Source organism: Enterobacter sp. MGH 4 (assembly GCF_000534735.1).
In the GTDB taxonomy this organism is placed as follows: Bacteria; Pseudomonadota; Gammaproteobacteria; order Enterobacterales; family Enterobacteriaceae; genus Enterobacter; species Enterobacter intestinihominis.
Genome location: NZ_KI973298.1, coordinates 88,398 through 114,187 on the forward strand (window position 1 = coordinate 88,398; position 25,790 = coordinate 114,187).

Here is a 25,790-nt window from a genome sequence, read left to right on the forward strand (position 1 = left end):
CTCCTCGCCTGAACACCGAACTGCGGACCGCACCATTTTTACAGATAGTTAATGGAATCGGTTACAGAATTTTCATAAAAAGTGTGAGGCGCATTAAATTTTTCGATCCGTCTTCAGCCTTCAATCGGATCGACGTCCAGAACCCACTTCACTTTTCGCGCTTCCGGCAGGGTATTAATCAGCGCCAGCGTGCCGCTGACGATCTGCTGTAAACGGATACGCGAAGGGTGCTGAAGTAAGAGTTGCCAGCGGAAACGGCCGCCGCGTTTCGGGGCGAGCGCGGGTACCGGGCCTAAAATCCACAGCTGATTATCCACCAGTGGGCTGGCCTGCAGGAGATTTCTCAGCTGTTGCAGGAATAGCGGCGCCTGCTGGTTGTTATGATCTTCCGCACGGATGATGACGTGGCTGGTCCACGGAGGAAGCTGCATCGTCTGACGTTCGGCCAGCGCCTGGTCGGCGAAGGCGTCATAGCCTTTGTGCAGCAGCGTTTGCAGCAGCGGGTGCTCAGGATGGTGCGTTTGCAGCACTACTTCGCCCTGCTTACCCGCTCGACCGGCGCGACCAGCAACCTGGGTATAAAGCTGTGCGAAACGCTCGGCGGAGCGAAAATCCGCGGAGAACAGCGCGCCGTCGACGTCCAGCAGGGCGACCAGCGTCACGTCCGGGAAGTGATGCCCTTTCGCCAGCATTTGAGTGCCAATCAGGATGCGCGCGCCGCCGCGATGCACTTCCGCCAGCTGCTGCTCCAGTGCCCCTTTGCGGCTGGTGGTGTCCCTGTCGATACGCGAAATGGGCACATCAGGGAAGAACGGCGCCAGCGCCTGTTCGAGCTGCTCCGTCCCCAGACCCACCGGCACGATGTGCGTTGAGCCGCAGGACGGGCACTGACGGGGTACCGGACGCTGGCTGTCGCAGTGGTGGCAGCGTAAATGGCGCTGAGCCTGGTGGAAGGTGTAGTAGTGATCGCAGCGCGGGCACTCGGCAATCCAGCCGCAGTCGTGGCACAGCAACGCAGGCGCGAAGCCGCGGCGGTTCAGGAACAGGATCACCTGGTTGCCCGCCTGCAAATGTTGGCGCATGCGGTTAATCAGCGCAGGCGCTAACCCGGCCTGCACCTGCTGGCCTTTCAGATCCAGCACATGCTGAATGGCCGGACGGGCATTTCCCGCGCGGCGCGTCAGGCGCAGCATGTGGTATTTACGCTGGCGAACGTTGTGCAGCGTTTCAAGCGCGGGGGTGGCGGACCCCAGAATAATGGGGATTTGCTCGCTGTGGGCGCGGTACACGGCTAAGTCGCGGGCGTGATAGCGCCAGCCTTCCTGCTGTTTATAGGAGCTGTCATGCTCTTCATCGATCACGATAACGCCGAGATTTTTAAACGGCGTAAAGAGTGAGGAACGGGTGCCAATCACAATCGCCGCTTCGCCGTTTTTCGCTTTCAGCCAGGCGCTGAGGCGCTCGCTGTCGTTCAGGCCGGAGTGCAGAACCTCAACGGGCGCATTAAAGCGTTCACGGAAACGGGCGATGGTTTGCGGCGTCAGGCCGATTTCCGGCACCAATACCAGCGCCTGTTTGCCCTGTGCGAGCACATTTTCCAGTACGCTCAGATACACTTCGGTTTTACCGGAGCCGGTGACGCCCGCCAGCAGCCAGGCGGAGAATCGATCGGCGGCGCTGTGAATCGCGCCCACGGCGGTGGCCTGCTCGGTATTCAGACGCAGGCGATCGCCCGAGACGGAAAAGCCGTCGCGCCAGTCGTGAAGGGCAGGTGCTTCGCTGGCCAGCTCGCTCAGCCCTTTCTTCCTTAATGCCTGCAACGCGGTTTCGCTCACCTCGAGCTCGTCGACCTGATGGCGCCAGATTTTCCCCTGGCGTAGCGCGGCCAACGCCTGCTGTTGTTTTTGCGAGCGCTTCAGGCTGTTAATGTCGACCGCCTGACCCTGCTCGGTGGCAAACCAGTACCACATTGGCGCATGGCTGGCGCGCTTACCCTGACGCAGCATAATCGGCAGGGCGTGGAACAATACGTCGCCAATAGGATGGTGATAATAATCTGCCGCCCACAACAGCAGTCGCCAGGTGCTTTGAGAGTAAACAGGTTCATCATCCAGCACTTCAACGATCGATTTCAGCTCGGTAAGCGGCAGCTCGCTTTTATCGCTGACGGAGACGACGATCCCCACGCGCTGCTGTTTACCGAACGGCACGGTCACGCGACAGCCCGCTTTGGCGCTCATGCTGTCGGGCAGCAGGTAGTCAAAGGTGCGGGGAAGCGGAACGGGCAGGGCAACGTGAGCGACGGGCATCGAATCTTCCTGACTTGAAAAGTGGCGCGTTAGTATACACATTAGTGAAAGCGGCGTGCGGATCAGTTTGCATACGTTGGTTAAATTCTGTATGATTCTCCGCCTTTGGTGTACTTTACGCCAAAGAACTTACATTCAACATCGCGTGGTGTCTGGCGTTAGGGCTGGAAGAGCGACGCGGCCTTAACTGAGGTTCTCCCATGAAAAAAGATATTCACCCGAAATACGAAATGATTACTGCAAACTGCTCTTGCGGTAACTCTATCCAGATCCGCTCTACCGTGGGTCACGATCTGAACCTGGACGTGTGCGGCAAATGCCACCCGTTCTACACTGGTAAGCAGCGTGATGTTGCAACCGGTGGCCGTGTTGACCGCTTCAACAAGCGTTTCAGCATCCCGGGCGCTAAATAAGTTTCCCGAAAAAAAGGCACCGCAAGGTGCCTTTTTTGTATCCGCTTATCAGTATTCCCACGTATCCGGGTCGATACCCAGTTCACGCATGATCACCTTCGCCTCTTCTGGAATTTCGTCACTGCGCTCTTTGCGCAGATCGTCATCGTTCGGCAACGGTTGGCCGGTAAACGCATGCAGGAACGCTTCGCACAGCAGTTCGCTATTGGTGGCGTGACGCAGGTTGTTCACCTGACGACGCGTACGTTCATCGGTGAGGATCTTCAACACCTTCAGAGGAATGGACACCGTGATTTTCTTGACTTGCTCACTCTTCTTACCGTGCTCAGCGTATGGGCTGATATATTCGCCGCTCCATTCAGCCATGAGATACCTTTAATCCTCTCAGTCATTAATCTAAAGGTGCAAAACCGGTAACCATCAGTTTTGAACCGTAATCTTGCGTAGTTTACCGTAGAGACGATACCGAGGCACGGATATTGCCGCTGTAGCGTGTCCTAAAGCATATAATTTTAACGGCTATTTGCGCATTGCTCAATCTATACGCAAAGAAGTTTAGATGTCCAGATGTATTGACGTCCATACTTTCAATGTTTACTCTGGTGCCTGACTTTTCACCTCATTCGCCAGGAAGCCTCACCATGACGCGTAAACAGGCCACCATCGCAGTGCGTAGCGGATTGAATGATGACGAGCAGTACGGCTGCGTTGTCCCGCCAATTCATCTCTCCAGCACCTATAATTTCACCGGATTTAATGAACCTCGCGCGCATGACTACTCGCGTCGCGGCAATCCTACGCGTGACGTTACCCAGCGCGCGCTGGCGGAACTGGAAGGCGGCGCGGGTGCGGTATTAACCAATACCGGCATGTCTGCCATTCACCTGGTGACTACGGTGTTCCTGAAACCTGGCGATCTGCTGGTGGCGCCGCACGACTGTTATGGCGGCAGCTATCGTCTGTTTGATAGCCTGGCGAAACGTGGCTGCTACCGCGTGTTGTTTGTCGATCAAAACGACGAACAGGCGCTGAAACAGGCGTTAGCCGAACAGCCGAAGCTGGTTCTGGTGGAAAGTCCAAGCAATCCATTGTTGCGCGTAGTCGATATTGCGAAAATTTGTCAGCTCGCAAGGGATGCGGGAGCGATAAGTGTAGTGGATAATACGTTCCTCAGTCCGGCCCTTCAGAACCCACTGGCACTGGGTGCCGATCTGGTGTTGCATTCATGCACGAAATATCTGAACGGCCATTCTGACGTGGTAGCGGGTGTGGTGATTGCCAAAGATCCTGATGTTGTCACTGAACTGGCATGGTGGGCCAATAACATTGGCGTCACCGCGGGCGCGTTCGACAGCTATTTGCTGCTGCGTGGTATCCGCACCCTGTCACCGCGTATGGACGTGGCGCAGCGTAATGCCCAGGCGATCGTGGATTTCCTGAAAACCCAGCCGCTGGTGAAGAAGCTTTATCACCCGTCGCTGCCGGAAAACCAGGGGCACGAGATTGCCGCGCGCCAACAGAAAGGATTTGGCGCGATGTTAAGTTTTGAACTGGACGGTGACGAGCAAACGCTGCGTCGCTTCCTGAGCGGGTTGTCATTGTTTACGCTGGCGGAATCCTTAGGGGGAGTTGAAAGCTTGATCTCCCACGCCGCAACCATGACGCACGCAGGTATGGCACCCGAAGCACGTGCCGCCGCCGGGATTTCCGAGACGCTGCTGCGTATCTCGACCGGTATTGAAGATTCTGAAGATTTAATTGCCGATCTGGAAAATGGCTTCCGGGTCGCAGCCAAGGGGTAATCATGAGTGTGATAGCGCAGGCAGGGGCGAAGGGTCGTCAGCTGCACAAGTTTGGTGGTAGTAGTCTTGCTGATGTGAAATGTTATCTGCGTGTCGCAGGGATCATGACCGAGTATTCACAGCCGGGGGACATGATGGTTGTCTCTGCGGCGGGCAGCACCACCAACCAGCTGATTAGCTGGCTGAAACTGAGCCAGACCGATCGCCTCTCTGCGCATCAGGTGCAACAGTCCTTACGTCGTTACCAGAGTGAACTGATTGCCGGTTTGCTGCCTGCGGACGTGGCGGACGGACTGATAAGCGCCTTTACTCACGACCTTGAGCGTCTGGCAGCTCTGCTGGACAGCGGCATTACCGATGCGGTGTATGCGGAAGTGGTTGGCCATGGTGAAGTGTGGTCTGCACGCCTGATGGCCGCCGTGCTGCAACATCTTGGCGTGGAAGCCGCCTGGCTCGACGCGCGTGATTTCCTGCGTGCCGAACGCGCCGCACAGCCGCAGGTGGACGAAGGGTTGTCCTACCCGCTGCTGCAACAGCTGCTGGTGCAACATCCGGGTAAACGTATTGTGGTGACCGGCTTTATCAGTCGCAGCAACGCAGGTGAAACCGTACTGCTGGGCCGTAACGGCTCTGACTACTCGGCAACGCAGATTGGCGCCCTGGCAGGCGTGTCCCGCGTCACCATCTGGAGCGACGTGGCCGGTGTCTACAGCGCGGACCCACGCAAAGTAAAAGATGCCTGCCTGCTGCCGCTGCTGCGTCTCGACGAAGCGAGCGAACTGGCGCGTCTGGCGGCACCAGTGCTGCACGCGCGCACGCTACAGCCGGTTTCCGGCAGCGACATCGACCTGCAACTACGCTGTAGCTACACGCCGGATCAGGGTTCCACTCGCATCGAGCGCGTGCTGGCATCCGGTACGGGCGCGCGCATTGTCACCAGCCACGATGACATCTGCCTGATTGAGTTCCAGGTGCCTGCGGGCCAGGATTTCAAACTGGCGCACAAAGATATCGACACCATCCTGAAACGTGCCCAGGTGCGTCCGCTGGCCGTTGGCGTGCATAACGATCGCCAGCTGTTGCAGTTCTGCTATACCGCTGAAGTGGTGGACAGCGCCCTGAAGATTCTGGATGAAGCGGGACTGCCGGGCGAGCTTCGCCTGCGTCAGGGACTGGCGCTGGTGGCAATGGTGGGCGCGGGCGTCACCCGTAACCCGCTGCACTGCCACCGCTTCTGGCAGCAGCTGAAAGGGCAGCCGGTGGAGTTCACCTGGCAGTCGGAAGAGGGCATCAGCCTGGTTGCCGTGCTGCGCAAGGGGCCAACCGAAAGCCTGATTCAGGGCCTGCACACCTCCCTGTTCCGCGCGGAAAAACGCATCGGCCTGGTACTGTTCGGGAAAGGGAACATCGGTTCCCGCTGGCTGGAGCTGTTCGCCCGCGAGCAGGTGACGCTTTCGGCGCGTACCGGATTTGAGTTTATTCTGGCAGGCGTGGTGGACAGCCGCCGCAGCCTGTTGAACTACGAAGGGCTGGACGCCAGTCGGGCGCTGGCCTTCTTTAACGATGAAGCGGTTGAGCAGGACGAAGAGTCGCTGTTCCTGTGGATGCGCGCGCACCCGTACGACGATCTGGTGGTGCTGGACGTTACCGCCAGCGAGCAACTGGCCGATCAGTATCTGGATTTTGCCAGCCACGGGTTCCACGTCATCAGCGCCAACAAGCTGGCAGGCGCGAGCAGCACTGACAAATATCGCCAGATCCACGACGCGTTCGAAAAAACGGGTCGTCACTGGCTGTATAACGCCACCGTTGGCGCAGGTCTGCCGGTTAACCATACCGTGCGCGATCTGATTGATAGCGGCGACAGCATTCTGGCGCTGAGCGGGATCTTCTCCGGCACGCTCTCCTGGCTGTTCCTGCAATTTGACGGCACCGTGCCGTTCACCGACCTGGTGGATCAGGCGTGGCAGCAGGGCTTAACCGAGCCGGATCCGCGCGTTGACCTTGCCGGTAAAGACGTGATGCGCAAGCTGGTGATCCTGGCGCGTGAAGCGGGCTACGACATTGAGCCGGGTCAGGTACGCGTTGAGTCTCTGGTGCCTGCGGGCTGCGAGGAAGGATCTGTCGATCACTTCTTTGAGAACGGCGACGAGCTGAACGAGCAGATGGTGCAACGTCTGGAAGCGGCAAACGAGATGGGCCTGGTGCTGCGTTACGTGGCGCGCTTCGAGGCGAACGGTAAAGCGCGCGTGGGCGTGGAGGCGGTACGTCCTGAACATCCGCTGGCGGCGCTGCTGCCGTGCGATAACGTCTTCGCCATCGAAAGCCGCTGGTATCGCGATAACCCGCTGGTGATCCGTGGCCCGGGTGCGGGGCGCGATGTGACCGCCGGAGCCATTCAGTCCGACATTAATCGCCTGGCTAAGCTACTGTAACCCCTCACCCTAACCCTCTCCCCTTAGGGGAGAGGGGACTGCTCGGTGCGGTCTTTCCCCCCTCGCCCCTTTGGGGAGAGGGCTGGGGTGAGGGGCCTTCTCACCCCCCATCATGAACGCCCTTCATCTTCCCTGAACAAACCTCACCGTTAATGTTGATTATTTCTGTTGACGTCATCCCGCTTTTCCGTCATTTTTACATCTGGACGTCTAAACGTATAGAAGTTCACAACACAACAAACAATGACACGCGAAAGATAGAGGTAAGGTATGAGCTTTTTTCACGCCAACCAGCGGGAAGCCCTGAATCAGAGCCTGGCCGAAGTAAACGGCCAGATTAACGTCTCTTTTGAATTTTTCCCGCCGCGCACCAGTGAAATGGAGCAAACCCTGTGGAGCTCTATCGATCGCCTGAGCAGCCTGAAGCCGAAGTTCGTCTCCGTAACCTACGGCGCCAACTCCGGTGAGCGTGACCGCACGCACAGCATCATTAAGGGCATTAAAGACCGAACCGGTCTGGAAGCGGCACCGCACCTCACCTGTATCGACGCCACTCCTGATGAACTGCGCGCGATTGCTCAGGACTACTGGAACAACGGCATTCGTCATATCGTTGCCCTGCGCGGCGACCTGCCGCCGGGGAGCGGTAAGCCGGACATGTACGCCACCGATCTGGTTGCCCTGCTGAAAGACGTTGCTGACTTTGATATTTCCGTTGCCGCTTACCCGGAAGTTCACCCGGAAGCGAAAAGCGCCCAGGCGGATCTGCTTAACCTGAAGCGTAAGGTGGACGCAGGTGCCAATCGCGCCATTACTCAGTTCTTCTTTGATGTGGAAAGCTATTTACGCTTTCGCGACCGCTGCGTCTCGGCGGGTATTGATGTCGAAATCATCCCTGGCATTCTGCCGGTCTCGAACTTCAAACAGGCGAAGAAATTCGCGGATATGACCAACGTGCGCATTCCGCTGTGGATGTCCAAAATGTACGAAGGTTTGGACGATGACCCGGAAACACGCAAGCTGGTGGGGGCCAATATCGCGATGGATATGGTGAAGATTTTAAGCCGTGAAGGGGTGAAGGATTTCCACTTCTATACGCTTAACCGCGCGGAGATGAGTTACGCCATTTGCCATACGCTGGGTGTCCGCCCGGCGTTATAAAGTAAAAATCCCTCATAAAGTGAGGGTTTTTTACTCGAACAAAAAGTTAAAAGGTATTAGCTATCGAATCTGTGGATTAATTCAACTATCTCTTATCGCTAGTGGTGTATATCGTAACGGTAACACTGTAAAGGGAGCATAGCGATGAGCATGTCAGACGAGACCAATAACGCGGCATCCGCCGGCAAATGTCCGTTCCACCAGGGCGGCGTCGATCACAGCGCGGGTGCAGGTACCGGCAGCAAAGAGTGGTGGCCTAAACAACTCCGCATCGATTTACTTAATCAACACTCCAGCCGTTCAAACCCTCTGGGTGAAGACTTCGACTACCGCAAAGAATTCAGTAAGCTCGACTATTCCGCCCTTAAGGGCGATCTCAAAGCACTGTTAACCGACTCACAACCGTGGTGGCCTGCCGACTGGGGCAGCTATGCGGGCCTGTTTATCCGTATGGCCTGGCACGGTGCGGGTACCTATCGCTCCGTTGATGGTCGCGGCGGTGCCGGTCGCGGTCAGCAGCGTTTTGCGCCGCTGAACTCCTGGCCTGACAACGTCAGCCTGGATAAGGCTCGCCGTCTGCTGTGGCCAATTAAGCAAAAATATGGACAAAAAATCTCCTGGGCCGACCTGTTTATCCTCGCGGGTAACGTGGCGCTGGAGAACTCCGGCTTCCGCACCTTTGGTTTCGGTGCTGGGCGTGAAGACGTCTGGGAACCGGATCTGGACGTGAACTGGGGCGATGAAAAAGCCTGGCTGACTCACCGTGACCCGGAAGCGCTGGCGAAGCGCCCGCTGGCCGCCACAGAAATGGGCCTGATTTACGTTAACCCGGAAGGGCCAAACGCCAGTGGTGAACCGCTGTCTGCGGCGGCGGCGATCCGCGCTACCTTTGGCAACATGGGCATGAATGACGAAGAGACCGTTGCGCTTATTGCAGGCGGCCATACGCTCGGTAAAACGCACGGTGCAGGCGAAGCCACGCACGTGGGCACTGACCCTGAAGCGTCGCCTATTGAAGCGCAGGGCCTGGGCTGGGCCAGCACGCACGGCACCGGTATTGGCGCTGACGCCATCACCTCCGGGCTGGAAGTTATCTGGTCTCAAACCCCAACCCAGTGGAGCAACTATTTCTTCGAGAACCTGTTCAAATACGAATGGGTGCAGACGCGTAGCCCGGCGGGCGCAATTCAGTTTGAAGCCGTGGATGCGCCGGAAATTATGCCTGACCCGTTCGACCCGTCGAAAAAACGCAAGCCAACCATGCTGGTCACCGACCTGACGCTGCGTTTTGATCCGGAATTCGAGAAAATTTCCCGTCGTTTCCTGAACGATCCGCAGGCCTTCAACGAAGCCTTTGCGCGCGCGTGGTTCAAGCTGACCCACCGCGATATGGGGCCAAAAGCGCGGTACATCGGCCCGGAAGTACCGAAAGAAGATCTGATTTGGCAGGATCCGCTGCCTCAGCCGGTGTTCCATCCGACGCAGGAAGATATTGAAAGCCTGAAAGCGGAAATCGCGGCCTCGGGTCTCTCCGTGAGCGAGCTGGTTTCCGTGGCCTGGGCGTCGGCATCGACCTTCCGCGGCGGCGACAAGCGTGGCGGCGCTAACGGCGCGCGTCTGGCGCTGGCACCTCAGCGCGACTGGGACGTTAACGCCGCGGCGGTACGGGCATTACCGGCTCTGGAAGCGATCCAGCGCACCACCAACAAAGCGTCACTGGCCGATATCATTGTGCTGGCGGGTGTCGTGGGCGTTGAGCAGGCGGCGAAAGCGGCAGGCGTTTACGTCAACGTACCGTTCACTCCAGGTCGTGTGGATGCGCGTCAGGATCAGACGGATATCGAGATGTTTAACCTGCTCGAACCGATTGCCGACGGTTTCCGTAACTATCGCGCACAGGTGGATGTGTCCACCACGGAGTCGCTGCTGATCGACAAAGCCCAGCAGTTGACCCTGACCGCGCCGGAACTGACGGTGTTGATCGGCGGTTTGCGCGTACTGGGTGCAAACTTCGATGGCAGCAAGAATGGCGTGTTTACTAACCGCGAGGGCGTGCTGAGCAACGACTTCTTCGTCAATCTGCTGGATATGAACACCCAGTGGAAAGCGACCGACGACTCAAACGAGCTGTTTGCCGGTAGCGATCGCGCCAGCGGGGAAGTGAAATATACCGCCACCCGCGCCGATCTGGTCTTCGGTTCCAACGCTGTCCTCCGCGCGCTGGCCGAGGTTTACGCCAGCAGCGATGCACAAGAGAAGTTCGTCCGCGACTTCGTTGCCGCATGGGCGCGAGTGATGGATTTGGATCGGTTTGACGTGAAGTAACCATTGTGCCGGGTGGCGGCTACGCCTTACCCGGCCTACAAATTAAAGTGCCATGTAGGCCGGGTAAGCGCAGCGCCACCCGGCTTTTCTATTACTCCCACTCCTGCAAGAATCGCTGTCCATACTGGTCCGCCACCAGCAGCGCCGCATAGACCTGATCCGGCGTTACGCCGCCAGGCATGTTGTGAATGGTTTCCCCTTCGGCACAGGACGCCTCCGCGATCAGCCGCATTTTAGCCGGAATATCCTCTTTGATATTCAGCTGCGCCAGCGTAATTGGCAGCCCGACGCTATGGCACAGCGCCGCAACGGTTTCGATTTCTTCTACCGGCGCGTTCTCCAGTACCAGTTGCGTCAGCGTACCAAATGCCACTTTTTCACCGTGGTAGAAATGGTGCGCATCCGGCACCGCCGTCATGCCATTGTGAATGGCGTGTGCCGCCGCCAGCCCGCCACTTTCAAAGCCCACGCCGCTCAGATAGGTGTTGGCTTCAATAATGCGTTCCAGAGCAGGCGTCACCACGTGTTGTTCCGCCGCCAGCATCGCTTTCTCGCCCTCTTCAACCAGCGTGTTGTAGCACAGTTCAGCCAGCGCTAACGCTGCCTGCGTGCACTTGCCACCCGCCATGGTCGTGGCGCCGCTACGCGAACAGGCGCGCGCTTCAAACCAGGTTGCCAGGGCATCGCCAATCCCGGCGGCCAGCAGGCGCGCAGGTGCGCCCGCCACCACCCTGGTATCGACAATCACCATGTTCGGGTTGTGCGGCAGCATCAGGTAGCGATCGAACTCGCCGCTGTCGGTATAAATCACGGAAAGGGCACTGCACGGCGCATCGGTGGAGGCAATGGTCGGGGCAATAGCCACCGGCACGTCCATAAAGTGCGCCAGCGCTTTGGCGGTATCCAGCGTTTTTCCGCCCCCGATACCCAGCACCGCCAGGCAGTCGGTACTGTCGGCCAGTTTTTTCAGGCGATCGATTTCATTTTGCGAACATTCGCCGCCAAACGGTGCAATTTCGGCATGGAGCCCGGCTTTTTTAAAACTCTGACGCAGGGTTTCTTCGGCAAAACCCAGCACAAATTTATCGCCTACCACCAGCCAGCGAGCCGCCAGCGGCTTCAGGTAGTCGCCGAGACGAGTGAGAACATCAGCCCCCTGGATGTACTTCCCCGGCGATTGAATGATACGGTCCATAACATATCTCCCTTAGAGGTTGAGGTTACCAAACGCGTTTTTCCAGTCCTGCTCGAACTTCTCTATGGCTGACTCTACCGCTGGCGTGCCGAGCATTTGTTGCGCTACGTCTAAGGGAAGCGTGATTGCCTCACATCCTGCCAACAGGCAATCCAGCGCCTGGCGCGGCGTTTTAAAGCTGGCAGCCAGCACCATGCTCTCTGGCGCATGCTGTTCCAGCAGGGATTGCAGTTCCTGTACCGTGCGAATGCCGTCACCGCCCTGCGCATCGACGCGGTTTACATACGGTGCGACATATTTCGCTCCTGCCAGCGCGGCCAGTAACCCCTGAGCGGCGCTGTAAACGGCGGTTCCCAGCGTGGTAATTCCCTCTTTCTTCAGCGCGTTAATCGCGATGAGCCCCTGTGCAGTGACGGGAATTTTTACCACGATGTCCGGCAGGGCATTGTTCAGCCGTTTTGCTTCCGCCACCATTCCTTCGGCGTCGCGGCTCATGGTTTGGGCAAACAGCCTGCCCTCCGGGCCGATAGCATGCTGCAGGCGCGGCAACACCTCCCAGACAGATTCGCCGCTGGCGGCTACGATGCTTGGGTTGGTGGTCACGCCCGCAATGGGAAAAATGCACGCCAGGCGTTCAACTTCTGCCACGTTGGCGGTATCCAGGTACAGTTCCATTATTTTTCCTTAAGTCAGAAAGGTTGAATAAAGGATACGGCGCACCCAGTCGCGGCGAATACAGGTCAATTTTGCCAAATACTGGATAAATGTAATGTCCCTGGCGAAGTGAGAGAGCGATCACAATGCTACTTTTTGGCGATCAGCTGGCTGTGATACTGGCGTCGATATTCGGAAGGGGAACGTTCAGTGTGCTTGCGAAAGAGACGGCAAAAGTAGTTACTGTCCGTAAATCCGCAGCTTGCAGCGATATCTTTGATTTTAAACTCGTAGCCTTTAAGAAGCTGACGCGCGTGCTCGAGGCGTGTTTGCGTAAGATATTCGTTGAACCCCACGCTGCCTGTTTTTTGAAAAAGATGAGAAAGGTAGTTCGGAGAAATATAAAACGCCTGCGCCACCGATTCACGGGTTAGTGCAGAGGCGTGATGTTCTTCGATGTAGTGACGAATCGCTTCAAATAATGCACGGCTGCGGCTGGCGGTATGGATATCGCTGCCCAGCAGATCGCGACAGTGGCTGAGCAAACTTAATACCACCAGTCTGGCCGTTTCCCGATCGTCTGGCTGCATTTGCAATTCAGCGAGCGTCTGCAAAAGGAATGCGCCCACTCGCGGCCCGCGTCTGGCAACCTGTTGCTGTTGCAAAAGCGTGTTGTCGCGCTCGAGCTGAAGAGTCAGTTGTTGCTTGCCGAAGCTGATGTTGAGCGAAAAGGCGGGTTGAAGCGGAATATTACCGGATGAAAAAAATAACGCTTCGCAGGCCGTATCAAAGCTAAGCACGAGGCAAGGTGACGTTCGGGGGAGAGGTTTAGCCGAAGGGGGGAAATGCACCTGACGCAGCGGCAAGGTGCCGTTGATCAGGTCATTCAGGATGTGGGGGATATCGTGGTGCATGGTGTGGATACCAGGGTATTGCCCGGCGGCGCTGGCGCTTGCCGGGCCTACGAAAAGCCTATTGTAGGCCGGGTAAGCGTAAGCGCCACCCGGCAAAACCGATCAACCGGTGTTACGCATCCCCGCCGCAACGCCTGCAATCGTCACCATTAACGCCTGTTCGACGCGTGGATCCGGCTCTTTACCTTCCTCTTCCGCCAGACGCGAACGGTGCAGCAGTTCAGCCTGTAAAACGTTCAGCGGGTCGGTGTAGATGTTACGCAGTTGGATAGACTCGGCGATCCACGGCAGGTCTTCCATCAGGTGGGAGTCGTTAGCGATATCCAGCACCACTTTGATGTCGCCTTCCAGCAGCTCGCGTAGCTCTTTACCCAGCGCCCACAGCTCGGGTTTCACCAGACGCTGATCGTAGTATTCCGCCAGCCACAGGTCGGCTTTCGAGAAGACCATCTCCAGCATGCCCAGACGGGTAGAGAAGAATGGCCAGTCGCGGCACATGGTTTCCAGTTCGCTCTGCTTACCGTCTTCCACCACTTTTTGCAGCGCCGCACCGGCACCCAGCCAGGCTGGCAGCATCAGACGGTTTTGCGTCCAGGCAAAGATCCACGGAATGGCGCGCAGGGATTCAACGCCGCCAGTAGGACGACGCTTGGCCGGGCGCGAGCCGAGCGGCAGTTTACCCAGCTCCTGCTCAGGCGTGGCTGAGCGGAAGTAAGGCACAAAGTCTTTGTTTTCACGCACGTAGCCGCGATACAGATCGCAGGAGATGTCAGACAGCTCGTCCATAATCCGGCACCAGGATTCTTTTGGCTCCGGCGGCGGCAGCAGGTTGGCTTCCAGGATCGCACTGGTATAGAGCGACAGGCTGCTGATGGTCACTTCCGGCAGGCCGTACTTGAAGCGGATCATCTCGCCCTGCTCGGTCACGCGCAGTCCGCCTTTCAGGCTTCCTGGTGGTTGGGAGAGCAGCGCTGCGTGTGCAGGCGCACCGCCACGACCAATTGAGCCGCCGCGTCCGTGGAACAGGGTCAGTTCAATACCGGCTTTTTCGCAGGTTTTAATTAGCGCATCCTGCGCCTGGTACTGCGCCCAGGAGGCTGCCATCACGCCCGCATCTTTCGCGGAGTCGGAATAGCCAATCATCACCATCTGCTTGCCCTGAATAAAGCCGCGATACCAGTCGATGTTCAGCAACTGGGTCATCACGTCGTTGGCGTTGTTCAGGTCGTCGAGAGTCTCAAACAGCGGTGCTACCGGCAGTGCGTAGTCGATGCCCGCTTCTTTCAGCAGAAGGTGAACGCCCAGCACGTCGGACGGGGTCTTCGCCATGGAGATCACATAGGCGGCCACCGATCCTTTCGGCGCATCCACGATCGCTTTACAGGTGTTGAGCACTTCGCGGGTGTCATTGCTTGGCTCCCAATTGCGCGGCAGCAGCGGGCGCTTGGAGTTCAGCTCGCGGATCAGGAACGCCTGTTTGTCGGCTTCGGACCAGCTTTCATAGTCGCCAATGCCGAGATAACGGGTCAGCTCGCCCAGCGCTTCGGTATGACGGGTGCTTTCCTGACGGACGTCGATACGCACCAGCGGCACGCCGAAACACTTCACGCGGCGCAGGGTGTCGAGCAGCTCGCCATTGGCAATGATGCCCATCCCGCAGGCCTGAAGCGATTTATAACAGGCGTACAGAGGTTCCCAGAGCTGTTCGTTCTGGCTCAGCAGACCTTCCGGCTTCGGCAGGCGCTGGCCTTTCAGGCGCGCTTCCAGCCAGGCCTGCGTGGCCATCAGCTGACCGCGCAGTTTTTTCATCAGGAAACGGTACGGCTCACTGGCGCCTTCTTCACCGGCCAGCGCGCGCAGTTCCGGCGTCGCTTCTACCATCGACAGCTCGGAGATCAGCACCTGAATATCTTTCAGGAACAGATCGGTTGCTTTCCAGCGGCTCAACAACAGGACGTGACGGGTGATTTCCGCCGTCACGTTCGGGTTGCCGTCGCGGTCGCCGCCCATCCAGGAAGTGAAGCGAACCGGCACAAAGTCGACCGGCAGGCGATAGCCCAGATTTTCTTCCAGCTGTTCGTTCAGCTCGCGCAGGTAGTTTGGCACCCCTTCCCACAGGCTGTTTTCCACCACCGCAAAGCCCCATTTGGCTTCGTCGACCGGGCTTGGGCGATGCTTACGAATTTCATCGGTGTGCCAGGACTGAGCAATCAGCTGGCGCAGGCGGCGCATAAGCTGGTTACGTTCGTAGTCGGCAATGTCTTTGTTATCCAACTGCTTCAGACAGTTGTTCACTTCCACCATTTTGTGGATCAGCGTACGACGCGTGATTTCGGTTGGGTGTGCGGTCAGCACCAGCTCCAGCGAAAGGGATTCCACCGCTTTTTTGATGGTCGCTTCGTTGAGGTTGGGCTGGTCTTTGAGTTTACGAAGGGTGCGGGCAATGACTTCCGGGTTGCTGGCCGCTTCGCCTTTTGGCGAAATGCTGTGGTATTGCTCAGCGGTGTTTGCCAGGTTCAGAAACTGGCTGAAGGCGCGGGCAACGGGCAGTAGCTCATCATTAGAGAGGTTCTGCAAGGTGGTGAGCAGCTCCTGACGATTGGCCTCGTTACCGGCGCGGGAAGATTTGGACAGCTTGCGGATGGTTTCAACACGGTCGAGGATGTTCTCCCCCAACGCATCTTTGATGGTATCTCCAAGCACTTTGCCGAGCATACTGACATTACTACGCAACGCGGAATATTGTTCGTTCATAAAAACCCAGTCACCCCATCATTTTTGTTTATGCCCAGGCGAAAATTTTCTGGACATTATTTTGTCATCTCCCTTTATAAAGCCACGTAAAACCCCCGTCGTCAATTGCTGCGAAAACGGTTCAGCAGATGAATAAATGCGGGCAATTTACGAAATTTAATTCGTATTGCGTCAGATAAGAGATGCTTATGGGAATGTGACGAAGATCGCGGGATTTACTCCCCTCACCCTAACCCTCTCCCCAAAGGGGAGAGGGTACTTGAACACCCTCTCCCCTTTGGGGAGAGGGCAGGGTGAGGGGCCGTTTTAATGCCAGCAGAAGTGATGCACAACCTGGGTAATGAGTTCGCGGGTGGGCTTGATGAAGCGGGTTTCGAGATATTCGTCCGGCTGGTGGGCCTGGTTGATGGAGCCAGGGCCCAGAACCAGCGTCGGGCACAGGGTCTGAATAAACGGCGCTTCGGTACAGTAGTTCACCACGTCGGTTTTCTCCCCGAGCAGTTTTTCCACCACCTGAACCAGCTGGTGGTCAGGCGGGCATTCGTAGCCTGGAATCGGCGGATGCAGTTCGGAGACCGTCAGACGTCCCGGCCAGCGCTCGCTGACCGGTGCCAGCGCTTCGTTCAGTAAGCCATCCAGATCGCTCAGCGTCATGCCCGGCAGAGGACGGATATCCATATGCAGTTCGCAGCAGGCGCAGATACGGTTGGACGCATCACCGCCGTGCAGGCTGCCGAGGTTCAGCGTCGGATACGGCACGGTGAACGCCTCGTAGTGATAGCGCTCTTTCAGATCGTCGCGCAGGGTCATGATGCGGCCAATCGCGTCATGCATCAGCTCAATGGCGTTCACGCCGCGCGCCGGATCGCTGGAGTGACCAGACTGGCCCAGCACGCGCACTGCGGTAGAAATATGGCCTTTGTGCGCCCGAATCGGTTGCAGAGAGGTAGGTTCACCGATGATCGCGCAGTCCGGGCGAATCGACGTGTTTTCAGAGAAATACCGTGCGCCCGCCATGCTGGTCTCTTCATCGGCGGTCGCCAGAATGTAGAGCGGCTTTTTCAGCGTTGTCACGTCCACGTCACGCAGCGCGTCGAGGATAAAAGCAAAGAAGCCTTTCATGTCCGCCGTGCCGAGACCGTAGAGCTTGTTGTCGTGCTCTGTCAGGGTGAACGGATCGCGGGTCCAGCGGCCATCGTCAAACGGCACGGTGTCAGTGTGACCAGCCAGCAGCAGGCCGCCAGCGCCATGTCCGGTGCTGGCGAGCAGGTTAAATTTGTGACGTGTTCCGGGGACGGGCTGAACCTCAACGTTAAACCCAAGATCGCTAAACCAACCCGCCAGCAGATTGATTAAAGACTCATTGCTCTGATCCAGCGCTTCTTCCGTTGCGCTGATGGACGGTGTGGCAATCAGGGCGCGGTAAATCTCGATAAATGGCGGTAAGTTCATTTTCATTGTTGACACACCTTAGGTCGTGATAGTATCAATATTCATGCAATAAATGTGAATAAAAATACATTAACGTTGAGCATAAAGGAACCCGATGTTGAATACGCTGATTGTAGGCGCTAGCGGTTATGCGGGCGCAGAGCTTGTAAGCTACGTGAATCGCCACCCACATATGACCATAACCGCTTTGACCGTGTCAGCGCAAAGCAATGATGCCGGAAAGTTAATTTCCGATTTGCATCCACAACTTAAGGGCGTGGTTGATTTGCCTTTGCAGGCCATGTCTGACATCAGCGAGTTTACCGACGGCGTTGACGTGGTGTTTTTAGCCACCGCACACGAGGTCAGTCACGACCTGGCGCCGCAGTTTCTGGCAGCCGGTTGCGTGGTCTTCGATCTCTCCGGCGCGTTTCGCGTTAACGACAGCGCGTTCTACGAAAAATATTACGGCTTCACCCATCAGCACCCGGATCTGCTCGAAAAAGCGGTGTACGGCCTGGCGGAGTGGAGCGCAGATAAACTGAAAGAAGCGAATCTGATTGCCGTGCCTGGCTGTTACCCGACGGCGGCGCAGCTCTCCCTTAAGCCGCTGATCGACGCGAGTCTGCTGGATCTTGACCAGTGGCCGGTGATCAACGCCACCAGCGGCGTGAGCGGCGCCGGGCGCAAGGCCGCGATCTCCAACAGCTTCTGCGAAGTGAGCCTTCAGCCGTATGGCGTGTTTAATCACCGTCATCACCCTGAAATCACCACCCATCTGGGCGCGGAGGTGATCTTCACCCCGCACCTCGGTAGCTTCCCGCGCGGGATCCTCGAAACCATTACCTGCCGCCTGAAGCCGGGTGTGACCAAAGAACAGGTGAGCGAAGTCTTCACGCAGGCGTATGCGGATAAACCACTGGTGCGTCTGTATGACAAAGGCGTACCAGCGCTAAAAAACGTGGTCGGCCTGCCGTTCTGCGACATCGGCTTTGCCGTGCAGGGCGAGCACCTGATTGTGGTCGCCGCAGAAGATAACTTACTCAAAGGCGCTGCCGCACAGGCAATGCAGTGTGCAAATATTCGTTTCGGCTTCCCTGAAACGCAGGCTCTTATTTAAGGTGTGATGATGAACCCATTAATTATCAAACTCGGTGGTGTACTGCTGGACAGCGAAGAAGCGCTGGAGCGCCTGTTTACCGCGCTGGTGAACTATCGTGAATCACATCAACGTCCGCTGGTGATTGTCCACGGCGGCGGCTGTGTGGTGGACGAGCTGATGAAAGGGCTCAACCTGCCGGTGATTAAGAAAAATGGCCTGCGCGTCACGCCTGCCGACCAGATTGACATTATTACTGGTGCGCTGGCGGGGACGGCGAACAAAACGCTGCTGGCGTGGGCGAAGAAGCACCACATCGCGTCCGTTGGCCTCTGTCTTGGCGATGGCGATAGCGTGAAAGTGACCCAGCTCGACGAAGCGCTTGGCCATGTTGGACTGGCGCAGCCAGGTTCGCCTAAGCTGATTAACACCCTGCTGGAAGGTGGTTTTCTGCCGGTGGTGAGCTCAATCGGCGTGACCGAAGAGGGCGAGCTGATGAACGTCAATGCGGACCAGGCGGCAACCGCGCTGGCTGCTACGCTGGGCGCAGACCTGATCCTGCTCTCCGACGTGAGCGGTATTCTGGACGGCAAAGGCCAGCGTATAGCGGAAATGACCGCCACAAAAGCCGAACAGCTGATCGATCAGGGCATTATCACCGACGGCATGATCGTTAAGGTGAACGCGGCGCTGGATGCTGCGCGCACGCTGGGTCGTCCGGTGGATATCGCCTCCTGGCGTCACGCGGAGCAACTCCCGGCGCTGTTTAACGGTACGCCGATTGGTACGCGTATTCTGGCTTAAGATTCTGTGCCGGATGGCGCTTCGCTTATCCGGCCTACGTGAATTTTGTAGGCCCGGTAAGCGCAGCGCCACCGGGCAAAAATATCATCATTAAGGAAATTCGTTATGGCACTTTGGGGTGGGCGTTTTACACAGGCAGCGGATCAGCGGTTCAAACAGTTCAACGACTCTTTGCGCTTCGACTACCGCCTGGCCGAACAGGATATTGTCGGCTCTGTGGCCTGGTCCAAAGCGCTGGTGACCGTGGGCGTGCTGACCGCAGAGGAACAGCAGCAGCTGGAAGAGGCGCTGAATAATCTGCTGGAAGAGGTGCGTCTGGATCCGCAGCAAATCCTCCAGAGCGATGCCGAAGATATTCACAGTTGGGTGGAAGGCAAACTGATCGACAAAGTCGGCCAGCTGGGTAAAAAGCTCCATACCGGGCGTAGCCGTAATGACCAGGTGGCGACCGACCTGAAGCTGTGGTGTAAAGAGACCGTCGGCGAACTGCTGGCGGCGAATCGTCAGCTGCAGAGCGCGCTGGTGGACACTGCGCAGAACAATCAGGATGCGGTGATGCCGGGTTATACCCACCTGCAACGCGCACAGCCGGTGACCTTTGCGCACTGGTGTCTGGCCTACGTTGAGATGCTGGCGCGTGATGAGAGCCGTTTACAGGATACCTTAACGCGTCTGGACGTCAGCCCGCTGGGCAGCGGCGCGCTGGCCGGTACGGCGTATGAAATCGACCGTGAGCAGCTGGCAGGCTGGCTGGGTTTTGCTTCCGCCACCCGCAACAGCCTGGACAGCGTCTCTGACCGTGACCACGTGCTGGAGCTGCTGTCGAATGCCTCTATCGGGATGGTGCACCTGTCGCGCTTTGCCGAAGACCTGATCTTCTTTAACTCTGGCGAAGCGGGCTTCGTCGAGCTGTCCGACCGTGTGACGTCCGGCTCCTCCCTGATGCCGCAAAAGAAAAACCCGGATGCGCTGGAGCTGATCCGCGGTAAGTGTGGCCGCGTGCAGGGCGCGCTGACCGGCATGATGATGACCCTGAAAGGGCTGCCGCTGGCATACAACAAAGATATGCAGGAAGACAAAGAGGGGCTGTTCGACGCGCTCGACACCTGGCTGGACTGTCTGCATATGGGCGCGCTGGTGCTGGACGGCATTCAGGTGAAACGTCCTCGCTGCCAGGAAGCGGCGCAGCAGGGCTATGCTAACTCTACCGAGCTGGCAGACTACCTGGTGGCGAAAGGCGTACCGTTCCGCGAGGCGCACCATATTGTGGGTGAAGCGGTAGTGGAAGCGATTCGTCAGGGTAAAGCCCTTGAAGAGCTGGCGCTTGCCGACCTGCAAAAATTCAGTGCGGTTATTGGGGAGGATGTCTACCCGATTCTGGCGCTGCAGTCCTGCCTGGATAAGCGTGCAGCGAAAGGTGGAGTCTCGCCGAAGCAGGTAGCGCAGGCGATTGCGGACGCGAAAAACCGGTTGGTTTGATTTGTGCGGGCTGGTGCCCACACCCCGGCCCTCTTCCACAGGGAGAGGGAGAAAAACGGAGCCTGGCTTAGTGCTGGGCTTTTTTATACGCAAAAAAAAGCGGACCACGGGGTCCGCAAAAGTTCACGTTGGCTTTAGTTTTTCGAGTTTTGAGAGAAACTCGCTGACGGTGCGGGGTCGTTTTGGGTCAAACACGTGCCGCCTCGTCTATGTGATGTATTATTCAACAGAATGCTTGATAGGGATAATCGTTCGTTGCTATGCTATCTATCGCCATGAACTATCGTGGCGACGGAGGATGAATAATGAATATTCGTGATCTTGAATACCTGGTAGCGTTAGCTGAGCATCGCCATTTTCGCCGCGCGGCAGACTCCTGCCATGTCAGCCAGCCAACGCTGAGCGGTCAGATCCGCAAGCTGGAAGATGAGCTGGGCGTGATGCTGCTGGAGCGCACCAGTCGTAAGGTACTGTTCACGCAGGCAGGTCTGCTGCTGGTGGATCAGGCGCGCACCGTACTGCGCGAGGTCAAAGTGCTCAAGGAAATGGCAAGCCAGCAGGGGGAGGCGATGTCCGGCCCGCTGCATATTGGCCTGATCCCAACCGTTGGCCCGTATCTGTTGCCGCAAATCATTCCGCTGCTGCACCAGACGTTCCCGAAACTCGAAATGTACCTGCATGAAGCGCAAACCCATCAGCTGCTGGCGCAGTTAGACAGCGGCAAGCTCGACTGCGCGATCCTGGCGCTGGTCAAAGAGAGTGAAGCCTTTATTGAAGTACCGCTGTTCGATGAGCCGATGATGCTGGCGATCTATGAAGATCACCCGTGGGCGAACCGCGATCGCGTGCCGATGGCCGATCTGGCCGGAGAAAAGCTGCTGATGCTGGAAGACGGCCACTGTCTGCGCGATCAGGCGATGGGCTTCTGCTTCGAAGCGGGTGCAGATGAAGATACCCATTTCCGCGCAACCAGCCTGGAAACGCTGCGTAACATGGTCGCGGCGGGAAGTGGCATTACGCTGCTGCCTGCGCTGGCCGTGCCGCGCGAGCGTAAGCGTGATGGCGTGGTCTATCTGCCGTGTATTAAGCCAGAGCCGCGTCGCACGATCGGCCTGGTTTATCGTCCGGGTTCACCGCTGCGCAGCCGCTATGAGCAGCTGGCAGAGGCCATCCGTGGTGCAATGGATGGCCATTTCGACAACGCGTTAAAACAGGCGGTTTAAGCCGTTCAGCGCAGCTACCCGATAGGCTTCCGCCATGGTCGGGTAGTTAAAGGTGGTGTTAACGAAGTACTCGATGGTGTTGCCACCACCTTTTTGCTCCATGATCGCCTGGCCGATATGAATGATTTCCGCGGCACGTTCACCAAAGCAGTGAATACCGAGGATCTCTTTCGTCTCGCGATGGAACAGGATCTTCAGCGTACCCACGCTCATCCCCACAATTTGTGCGCGCGCCAGGTGTTTAAACTGGGCACGACCCACCTCGTAAGGCACCTTCATGGCCGTCAACTGCTGCTCGGTTTTGCCGACAGAACTGATTTCCGGGATGGTGTAGATGCCCGTCGGGATGTCCTCGATCAGATGCGCCGTAGCTTCACCTTTCACCAGCGCCTGTGCGGCGATGCGGCCCTGATCGTAAGCAGCGGAGGCCAGACTTGGGTAACCAATAACGTCGCCGACCGCGTAAACGTGCGGCAGCGCAGTCTGGTACATGCTGTTGACCTTGAGCTGACCGCGGCTGTCGGTTTCAAGCCCGATATTCTCCAGCTGCAATGAATCCGTGTTGCCGGTACGGCCGTTGGCATACAGCAGGCAGTCCGCCTTCAGCTTCTTACCAGATTTCAGGTGCATGATCACACCGTCGTCGCAGCCTTCGATTTTCTCGTACTCTTCGTTGTGGCGAATCACCACGCCACTGTTCCAGAAGTGGTAGGAGAGGGAATCTGACATCTCCTGATCGAGGAACGCCAGCAGCCGGTCGCGGGTGTTGATCAAATCAACTTTGACCTCCATTCCCCGGAAAATCGACGCATATTCACAGCCAATCACGCCCGCGCCATAGATGATCACATGGCGTGGCTCGTGGTGCAGGCTGAGGATGGAGTCGCTGTCGTAAATGCGTGGATGAGAGAAGTCCACGTCTGCCGGATGATATGGGCGCGATCCGCAGGCAATCACAAATTTTTCAGCGGTGAGCGTCTCAACCGAACCGTCGTGGCACTCCAGCGCCAGGGTGTGTTCATCCACAAAATGCGCGTTACCCTGCAGAATTTCACAGTGGTTGCGCTCATAGAAACCCTGACGCATGCGCGTCTGCTGGTTAATGACCGTGTCTGCGTGATTCAGGATATCGGCAAAGGAAGAACGAAGAAGTCGGGAGTGGTCGCTGTAAAGAGGGTTCTGGTTAAATTCGATAATGCGGCTAACGGCGTGGCGGAGGGCTTTCGAAGGGATGGTGCCCCAGTGGGTGCAACCGCCGCCGACATTATGGTAGCGCTCAATAACCGCTACTCTGGCTCCCTGTTTTACCAGACCCATAGCAGCACCTTCGCCGCCGGGGCCGGAACCAATAACTATTGCGTCGTAATCGTAGGAATGTGGCATGGCAAGGCTTACCTGTTCTTATACATAAAAGCAACAGAATCATAACATCATTGCCTGGGTAACCCAATTATCGTTGTGCTTTTTTCGGGCAGTGGAGCACAAACCGCGCGTAAACAATCATTCACAAAGCCAGGTAAACAGATTAATTTTATTCTCTGGTATAGTGCCAACGGGCCTTTGGAAGGATTCAACTATCGTGATGGGCGTAAGAGCACAACAAAAAGAGAAAACCCGGCGTTCGCTGGTGGAAGCCGCATTCAGTCAACTGAGTGCTGAGCGGAGTTTTGCCAGTTTAAGCCTGCGCGAAGTGGCGCGCGAGGCCGGGATTGCGCCAACGTCCTTCTATCGTCATTTCCGTGATGTGGATGAACTGGGCCTGACCATGGTCGACGAGAGCGGTTTGATGCTGCGCCAGCTTATGCGTCAGGCGCGTCAGCGTATTGCCAAAGGCGGCAGCGTGATCCGCACCTCCGTGTCGACATTTATGGAATTTATCGGCAATAACCCTAACGCGTTTCGCCTTTTGCTGCGCGAGCGCTCTGGCACGTCGGCGGCGTTTCGTGCCGCCGTCGCGCGTGAAATTCAGCATTTCATCGCGGAACTTGCCGACTATCTTGAACTCGAAAACCATATGCCGCGTGCGTTTACTGAAGCACAGGCCGAGGCGATGGTGACCATTGTTTTCAGTGCGGGTGCCGAAGCGCTGGATGTCAGCATTGAACAACGTAAGCAACTCGAAGAGCGACTGGTATTGCAGCTGCGGATGATTTCTAAAGGTGCGTACTACTGGTATCGCCGTGAACAAGAGAAGTTGGCACATCAAAACGATGAGTGAAGGTGAGTAATGAAACAGTCAGGTCAGGATAAAGGAACGCTGTTGCTGGCATTGATCGCTGGCTTATCCATTAACGGTACGTTTGCGGCGGTTTTCAGCTCAATTGTACCGTTCTCGATTTTCCCGATTATCGCGCTGGTGCTGACGGTGTATTGCCTGCATCAACGTTATCTGAACCGCACCATGCCGGTTGGGTTACCGGGGCTGGCCGCAGCCTGTTTTATTCTGGGTGTACTGTTGTACAGCACCGTCGTGCGTGCAGAGTATCCGGATATCGGTTCTAACTTCCTGCCTGCGGTGCTGTCTGTGGCGCTGGTGTTCTGGATTGGCTCGCGCATGCGTAGCCGCAAGAGCCAGTTACCAGAGTAAAGGGTTTTGTCATTGTAGGCCGGATAAGCGAAGCGCCATCCGGCTTTTTTGGCAGGTGGCGCTTCGCTTACCTGCCCTACAAGGCCCACATTACTTCGCCGTGAGCAGTACGCCGCACTCCATATGGTGCGTATATGGGAACTGATCGAACAGCGCCAGACGTTCAACCTTGTGCGTCTGGCTTAATGTTTCCAGATTCTTGCACAGCGTCTCCGGGTTACAGGAGATGTACAAAATACGCGGGTACGCCTGCACCATCTTCTCGGTTTCGCTGTCCAGGCCACTGCGCGGCGGATCGACAAAAATTGTCTCACACTGGTAGCTCTTCAAATCAATCCCTTGCAGGCGGTTAAACTCACGTACGCCGTTCATCGCCTGGGTAAACTCTTCTGCCGCCATACGAATGATCTGCACATTATCAATATGGTTAGCGGCGATGTTGTACTGCGCGGCGGCCACCGACGGTTTGGCGATTTCCGTCGCCAGCACGCGTTCGAAGTTACGCGCCAGCGCCAGCGAGAAGTTGCCGTTACCGCAGTAGAGCTCCAGCAGATCGCCCGTCGACCCTTCCGTCGCATTCAGCGCCCACTCCAGCATCTGCACGTTCATTGCCGCATTCGGCTGGGTGAAGCTGTTCTCCACCTGACGGTAAACCATCTCTTTTCCTGCCACCGGCAAACGCTCGTCGATGTAATCCTGGTCCAGCATGATTTTGGTTTTGGTCGCGCGGCCAATCAGGTGCACGTTGATGTTCTGCGCGCGCAGCGCATCGCGCAGGGCTTCTGCCTGCTCGCGCCACTCGTCGGTCAGCGCTTTGTGATAGAGCAGAGAGACAATGGCCTGATTGCTTTGGGTGGTCAGGTAGTCAATCTGGAACAGCTTGTTGCGCAGCACCGGATTAGTGCGCACACCGTAGATCATCAGCGTCATTAGCTGGTTGATAAGCTCACTCGCCGCCGGGAAACTGTCTACGCGAATCCGGGATTTCGTCTGCTGATCGAAAATGATGTGGTACAGGTCATCGCCATCGTGCCAGATGCGAAACTCAGCGCGCATACGGTAGTGGCTGACCGGAGAACGAAACACCTCGGGAACGGGCGCGTTGAAAGGCGTCATCATACTTTGCAGGCGGACAACTTTTTCTGCCAGCTGTGCGTCGTACTGTTCTGTCGGGAGGTGTTCGGGGGTCATGATGCGTCCTGAGT

Annotated in this window: 20 protein-coding genes; 11 read left to right on the forward strand and 9 right to left on the reverse strand. The window is 57.1% G+C overall.

What is annotated here, in order from left to right:
- Positions 1-113: 113 nt before the first annotated feature.
- Positions 114-2,309 (reverse strand): primosomal protein N', encoded by a 2,196-nt coding sequence (priA, locus tag L350_RS01295; protein ID WP_032626955.1) that lies wholly within the window; start codon positions 2,307-2,309, stop codon positions 114-116.
- A 200-nt stretch (positions 2,310-2,509) separates the two neighbouring features.
- Here priA and rpmE point away from each other — a divergent pair, with 200 nt between their 5' ends.
- Positions 2,510-2,722 (forward strand): 50S ribosomal protein L31, encoded by a 213-nt coding sequence (rpmE, locus tag L350_RS01290; protein ID WP_003862040.1) that lies wholly within the window; start codon positions 2,510-2,512, stop codon positions 2,720-2,722.
- Between the two features lie 48 nt (positions 2,723-2,770).
- Here rpmE and metJ read toward each other — a convergent pair whose 3' ends face one another.
- Positions 2,771-3,088, reverse strand: coding sequence for a met regulon transcriptional regulator MetJ (metJ, locus tag L350_RS01285; protein ID WP_006179183.1), 318 nt, complete (start codon positions 3,086-3,088; stop codon positions 2,771-2,773).
- A gap of 275 nt (positions 3,089-3,363) precedes the next feature.
- Here metJ and metB point away from each other — a divergent pair, with 275 nt between their 5' ends.
- The 4 genes from metB (at position 3,364) to katG (ending at position 10,445) form a co-directional block, all read left to right on the forward strand.
- Positions 3,364-4,524, forward strand: coding sequence for a cystathionine gamma-synthase (metB, locus tag L350_RS01280; RefSeq protein ID WP_017383102.1), 1,161 nt, complete (start codon positions 3,364-3,366; stop codon positions 4,522-4,524).
- Positions 4,525-4,526: 2 nt separating this feature from the next.
- Positions 4,527-6,959, forward strand: coding sequence for a bifunctional aspartate kinase/homoserine dehydrogenase II (locus tag L350_RS01275; protein ID WP_023298896.1), 2,433 nt, complete (start codon positions 4,527-4,529; stop codon positions 6,957-6,959).
- Between the two features lie 270 nt (positions 6,960-7,229).
- Positions 7,230-8,120: a methylenetetrahydrofolate reductase gene (gene metF, locus L350_RS01270; protein ID WP_022649792.1), complete on the forward strand. Its 891-nt coding sequence runs from the start codon at positions 7,230-7,232 to the stop codon at positions 8,118-8,120.
- A gap of 144 nt (positions 8,121-8,264) precedes the next feature.
- Complete coding sequence (katG, locus tag L350_RS01265; protein WP_023298895.1) at positions 8,265-10,445, forward strand: catalase/peroxidase HPI; 2,181 nt, start codon at positions 8,265-8,267, stop codon at positions 10,443-10,445.
- A gap of 91 nt (positions 10,446-10,536) precedes the next feature.
- Here katG and L350_RS01260 read toward each other — a convergent pair whose 3' ends face one another.
- From L350_RS01260 to argE, 5 genes are all read right to left on the reverse strand, one after another.
- Complete coding sequence (locus tag L350_RS01260; RefSeq protein WP_023298894.1) at positions 10,537-11,640, reverse strand: bifunctional L-1,2-propanediol dehydrogenase/glycerol dehydrogenase; 1,104 nt, start codon at positions 11,638-11,640, stop codon at positions 10,537-10,539.
- Positions 11,641-11,652: 12 nt separating this feature from the next.
- The gene (gene fsa, locus L350_RS01255; RefSeq protein WP_032626957.1) at positions 11,653-12,315 is read right to left on the reverse strand and encodes a fructose-6-phosphate aldolase; all 663 of its coding nucleotides are present in this window, start codon (positions 12,313-12,315) and stop codon (positions 11,653-11,655) included.
- A gap of 128 nt (positions 12,316-12,443) precedes the next feature.
- Positions 12,444-13,208, reverse strand: a complete 765-nt coding sequence (locus L350_RS01250) for a helix-turn-helix transcriptional regulator (RefSeq protein ID WP_023298892.1) — start codon at positions 13,206-13,208, stop codon at positions 12,444-12,446.
- A 102-nt stretch (positions 13,209-13,310) separates the two neighbouring features.
- The gene (ppc, locus tag L350_RS01245; RefSeq protein ID WP_022649787.1) at positions 13,311-15,962 is read right to left on the reverse strand and encodes a phosphoenolpyruvate carboxylase; all 2,652 of its coding nucleotides are present in this window, start codon (positions 15,960-15,962) and stop codon (positions 13,311-13,313) included.
- A gap of 306 nt (positions 15,963-16,268) precedes the next feature.
- Positions 16,269-17,420: an acetylornithine deacetylase gene (gene argE / locus L350_RS01240; protein WP_015569956.1), complete on the reverse strand. Its 1,152-nt coding sequence runs from the start codon at positions 17,418-17,420 to the stop codon at positions 16,269-16,271.
- Between the two features lie 88 nt (positions 17,421-17,508).
- On the opposite strand from argE, the gene argC reads away from it, so the two are divergent.
- The 4 genes from argC to oxyR all read left to right on the forward strand — a co-directional run bounded on the left by argC (position 17,509) and on the right by oxyR (position 21,998).
- The gene (gene argC, locus L350_RS01235; RefSeq protein WP_032626959.1) at positions 17,509-18,513 is read left to right on the forward strand and encodes an N-acetyl-gamma-glutamyl-phosphate reductase; all 1,005 of its coding nucleotides are present in this window, start codon (positions 17,509-17,511) and stop codon (positions 18,511-18,513) included.
- A 6-nt stretch (positions 18,514-18,519) separates the two neighbouring features.
- Positions 18,520-19,296, forward strand: a complete 777-nt coding sequence (argB, locus tag L350_RS01230) for an acetylglutamate kinase (RefSeq protein WP_115504209.1) — start codon at positions 18,520-18,522, stop codon at positions 19,294-19,296.
- Between the two features lie 105 nt (positions 19,297-19,401).
- Complete coding sequence (gene argH / locus L350_RS01225) at positions 19,402-20,775, forward strand: argininosuccinate lyase (protein ID WP_023307180.1); 1,374 nt, start codon at positions 19,402-19,404, stop codon at positions 20,773-20,775.
- Between the two features lie 305 nt (positions 20,776-21,080).
- Positions 21,081-21,998 carry a DNA-binding transcriptional regulator OxyR gene (gene oxyR, locus L350_RS01220; protein WP_022649783.1) on the forward strand — a complete coding sequence of 306 codons (918 nt, stop codon included), beginning with the start codon at positions 21,081-21,083 and terminating at the stop codon, positions 21,996-21,998.
- Here the strand turns inward: oxyR and sthA are convergent.
- Complete coding sequence (sthA, locus tag L350_RS01215; RefSeq protein WP_003862057.1) at positions 21,981-23,381, reverse strand: Si-specific NAD(P)(+) transhydrogenase; 1,401 nt, start codon at positions 23,379-23,381, stop codon at positions 21,981-21,983. The genes oxyR and sthA overlap by 18 nt on opposite strands.
- A gap of 196 nt (positions 23,382-23,577) precedes the next feature.
- On the opposite strand from sthA, the gene fabR reads away from it, so the two are divergent.
- On the forward strand, positions 23,578-24,216 hold the full coding sequence (gene fabR / locus L350_RS01210) for an HTH-type transcriptional repressor FabR (protein ID WP_003862059.1): 639 nt from the start codon (positions 23,578-23,580) through the stop codon (positions 24,214-24,216).
- A gap of 9 nt (positions 24,217-24,225) precedes the next feature.
- Entirely contained in the window at positions 24,226-24,585 is a 360-nt protein-coding gene (locus L350_RS01205) for a YijD family membrane protein (protein ID WP_017383113.1), read from the forward strand.
- Between the two features lie 90 nt (positions 24,586-24,675).
- Here the strand turns inward: L350_RS01205 and trmA are convergent, their stop codons facing one another.
- Positions 24,676-25,776, reverse strand: a complete 1,101-nt coding sequence (gene trmA / locus L350_RS01200) for a tRNA (uridine(54)-C5)-methyltransferase TrmA (RefSeq protein WP_032626964.1) — start codon at positions 25,774-25,776, stop codon at positions 24,676-24,678.
- Positions 25,777-25,790 lie beyond the last annotated feature (14 nt).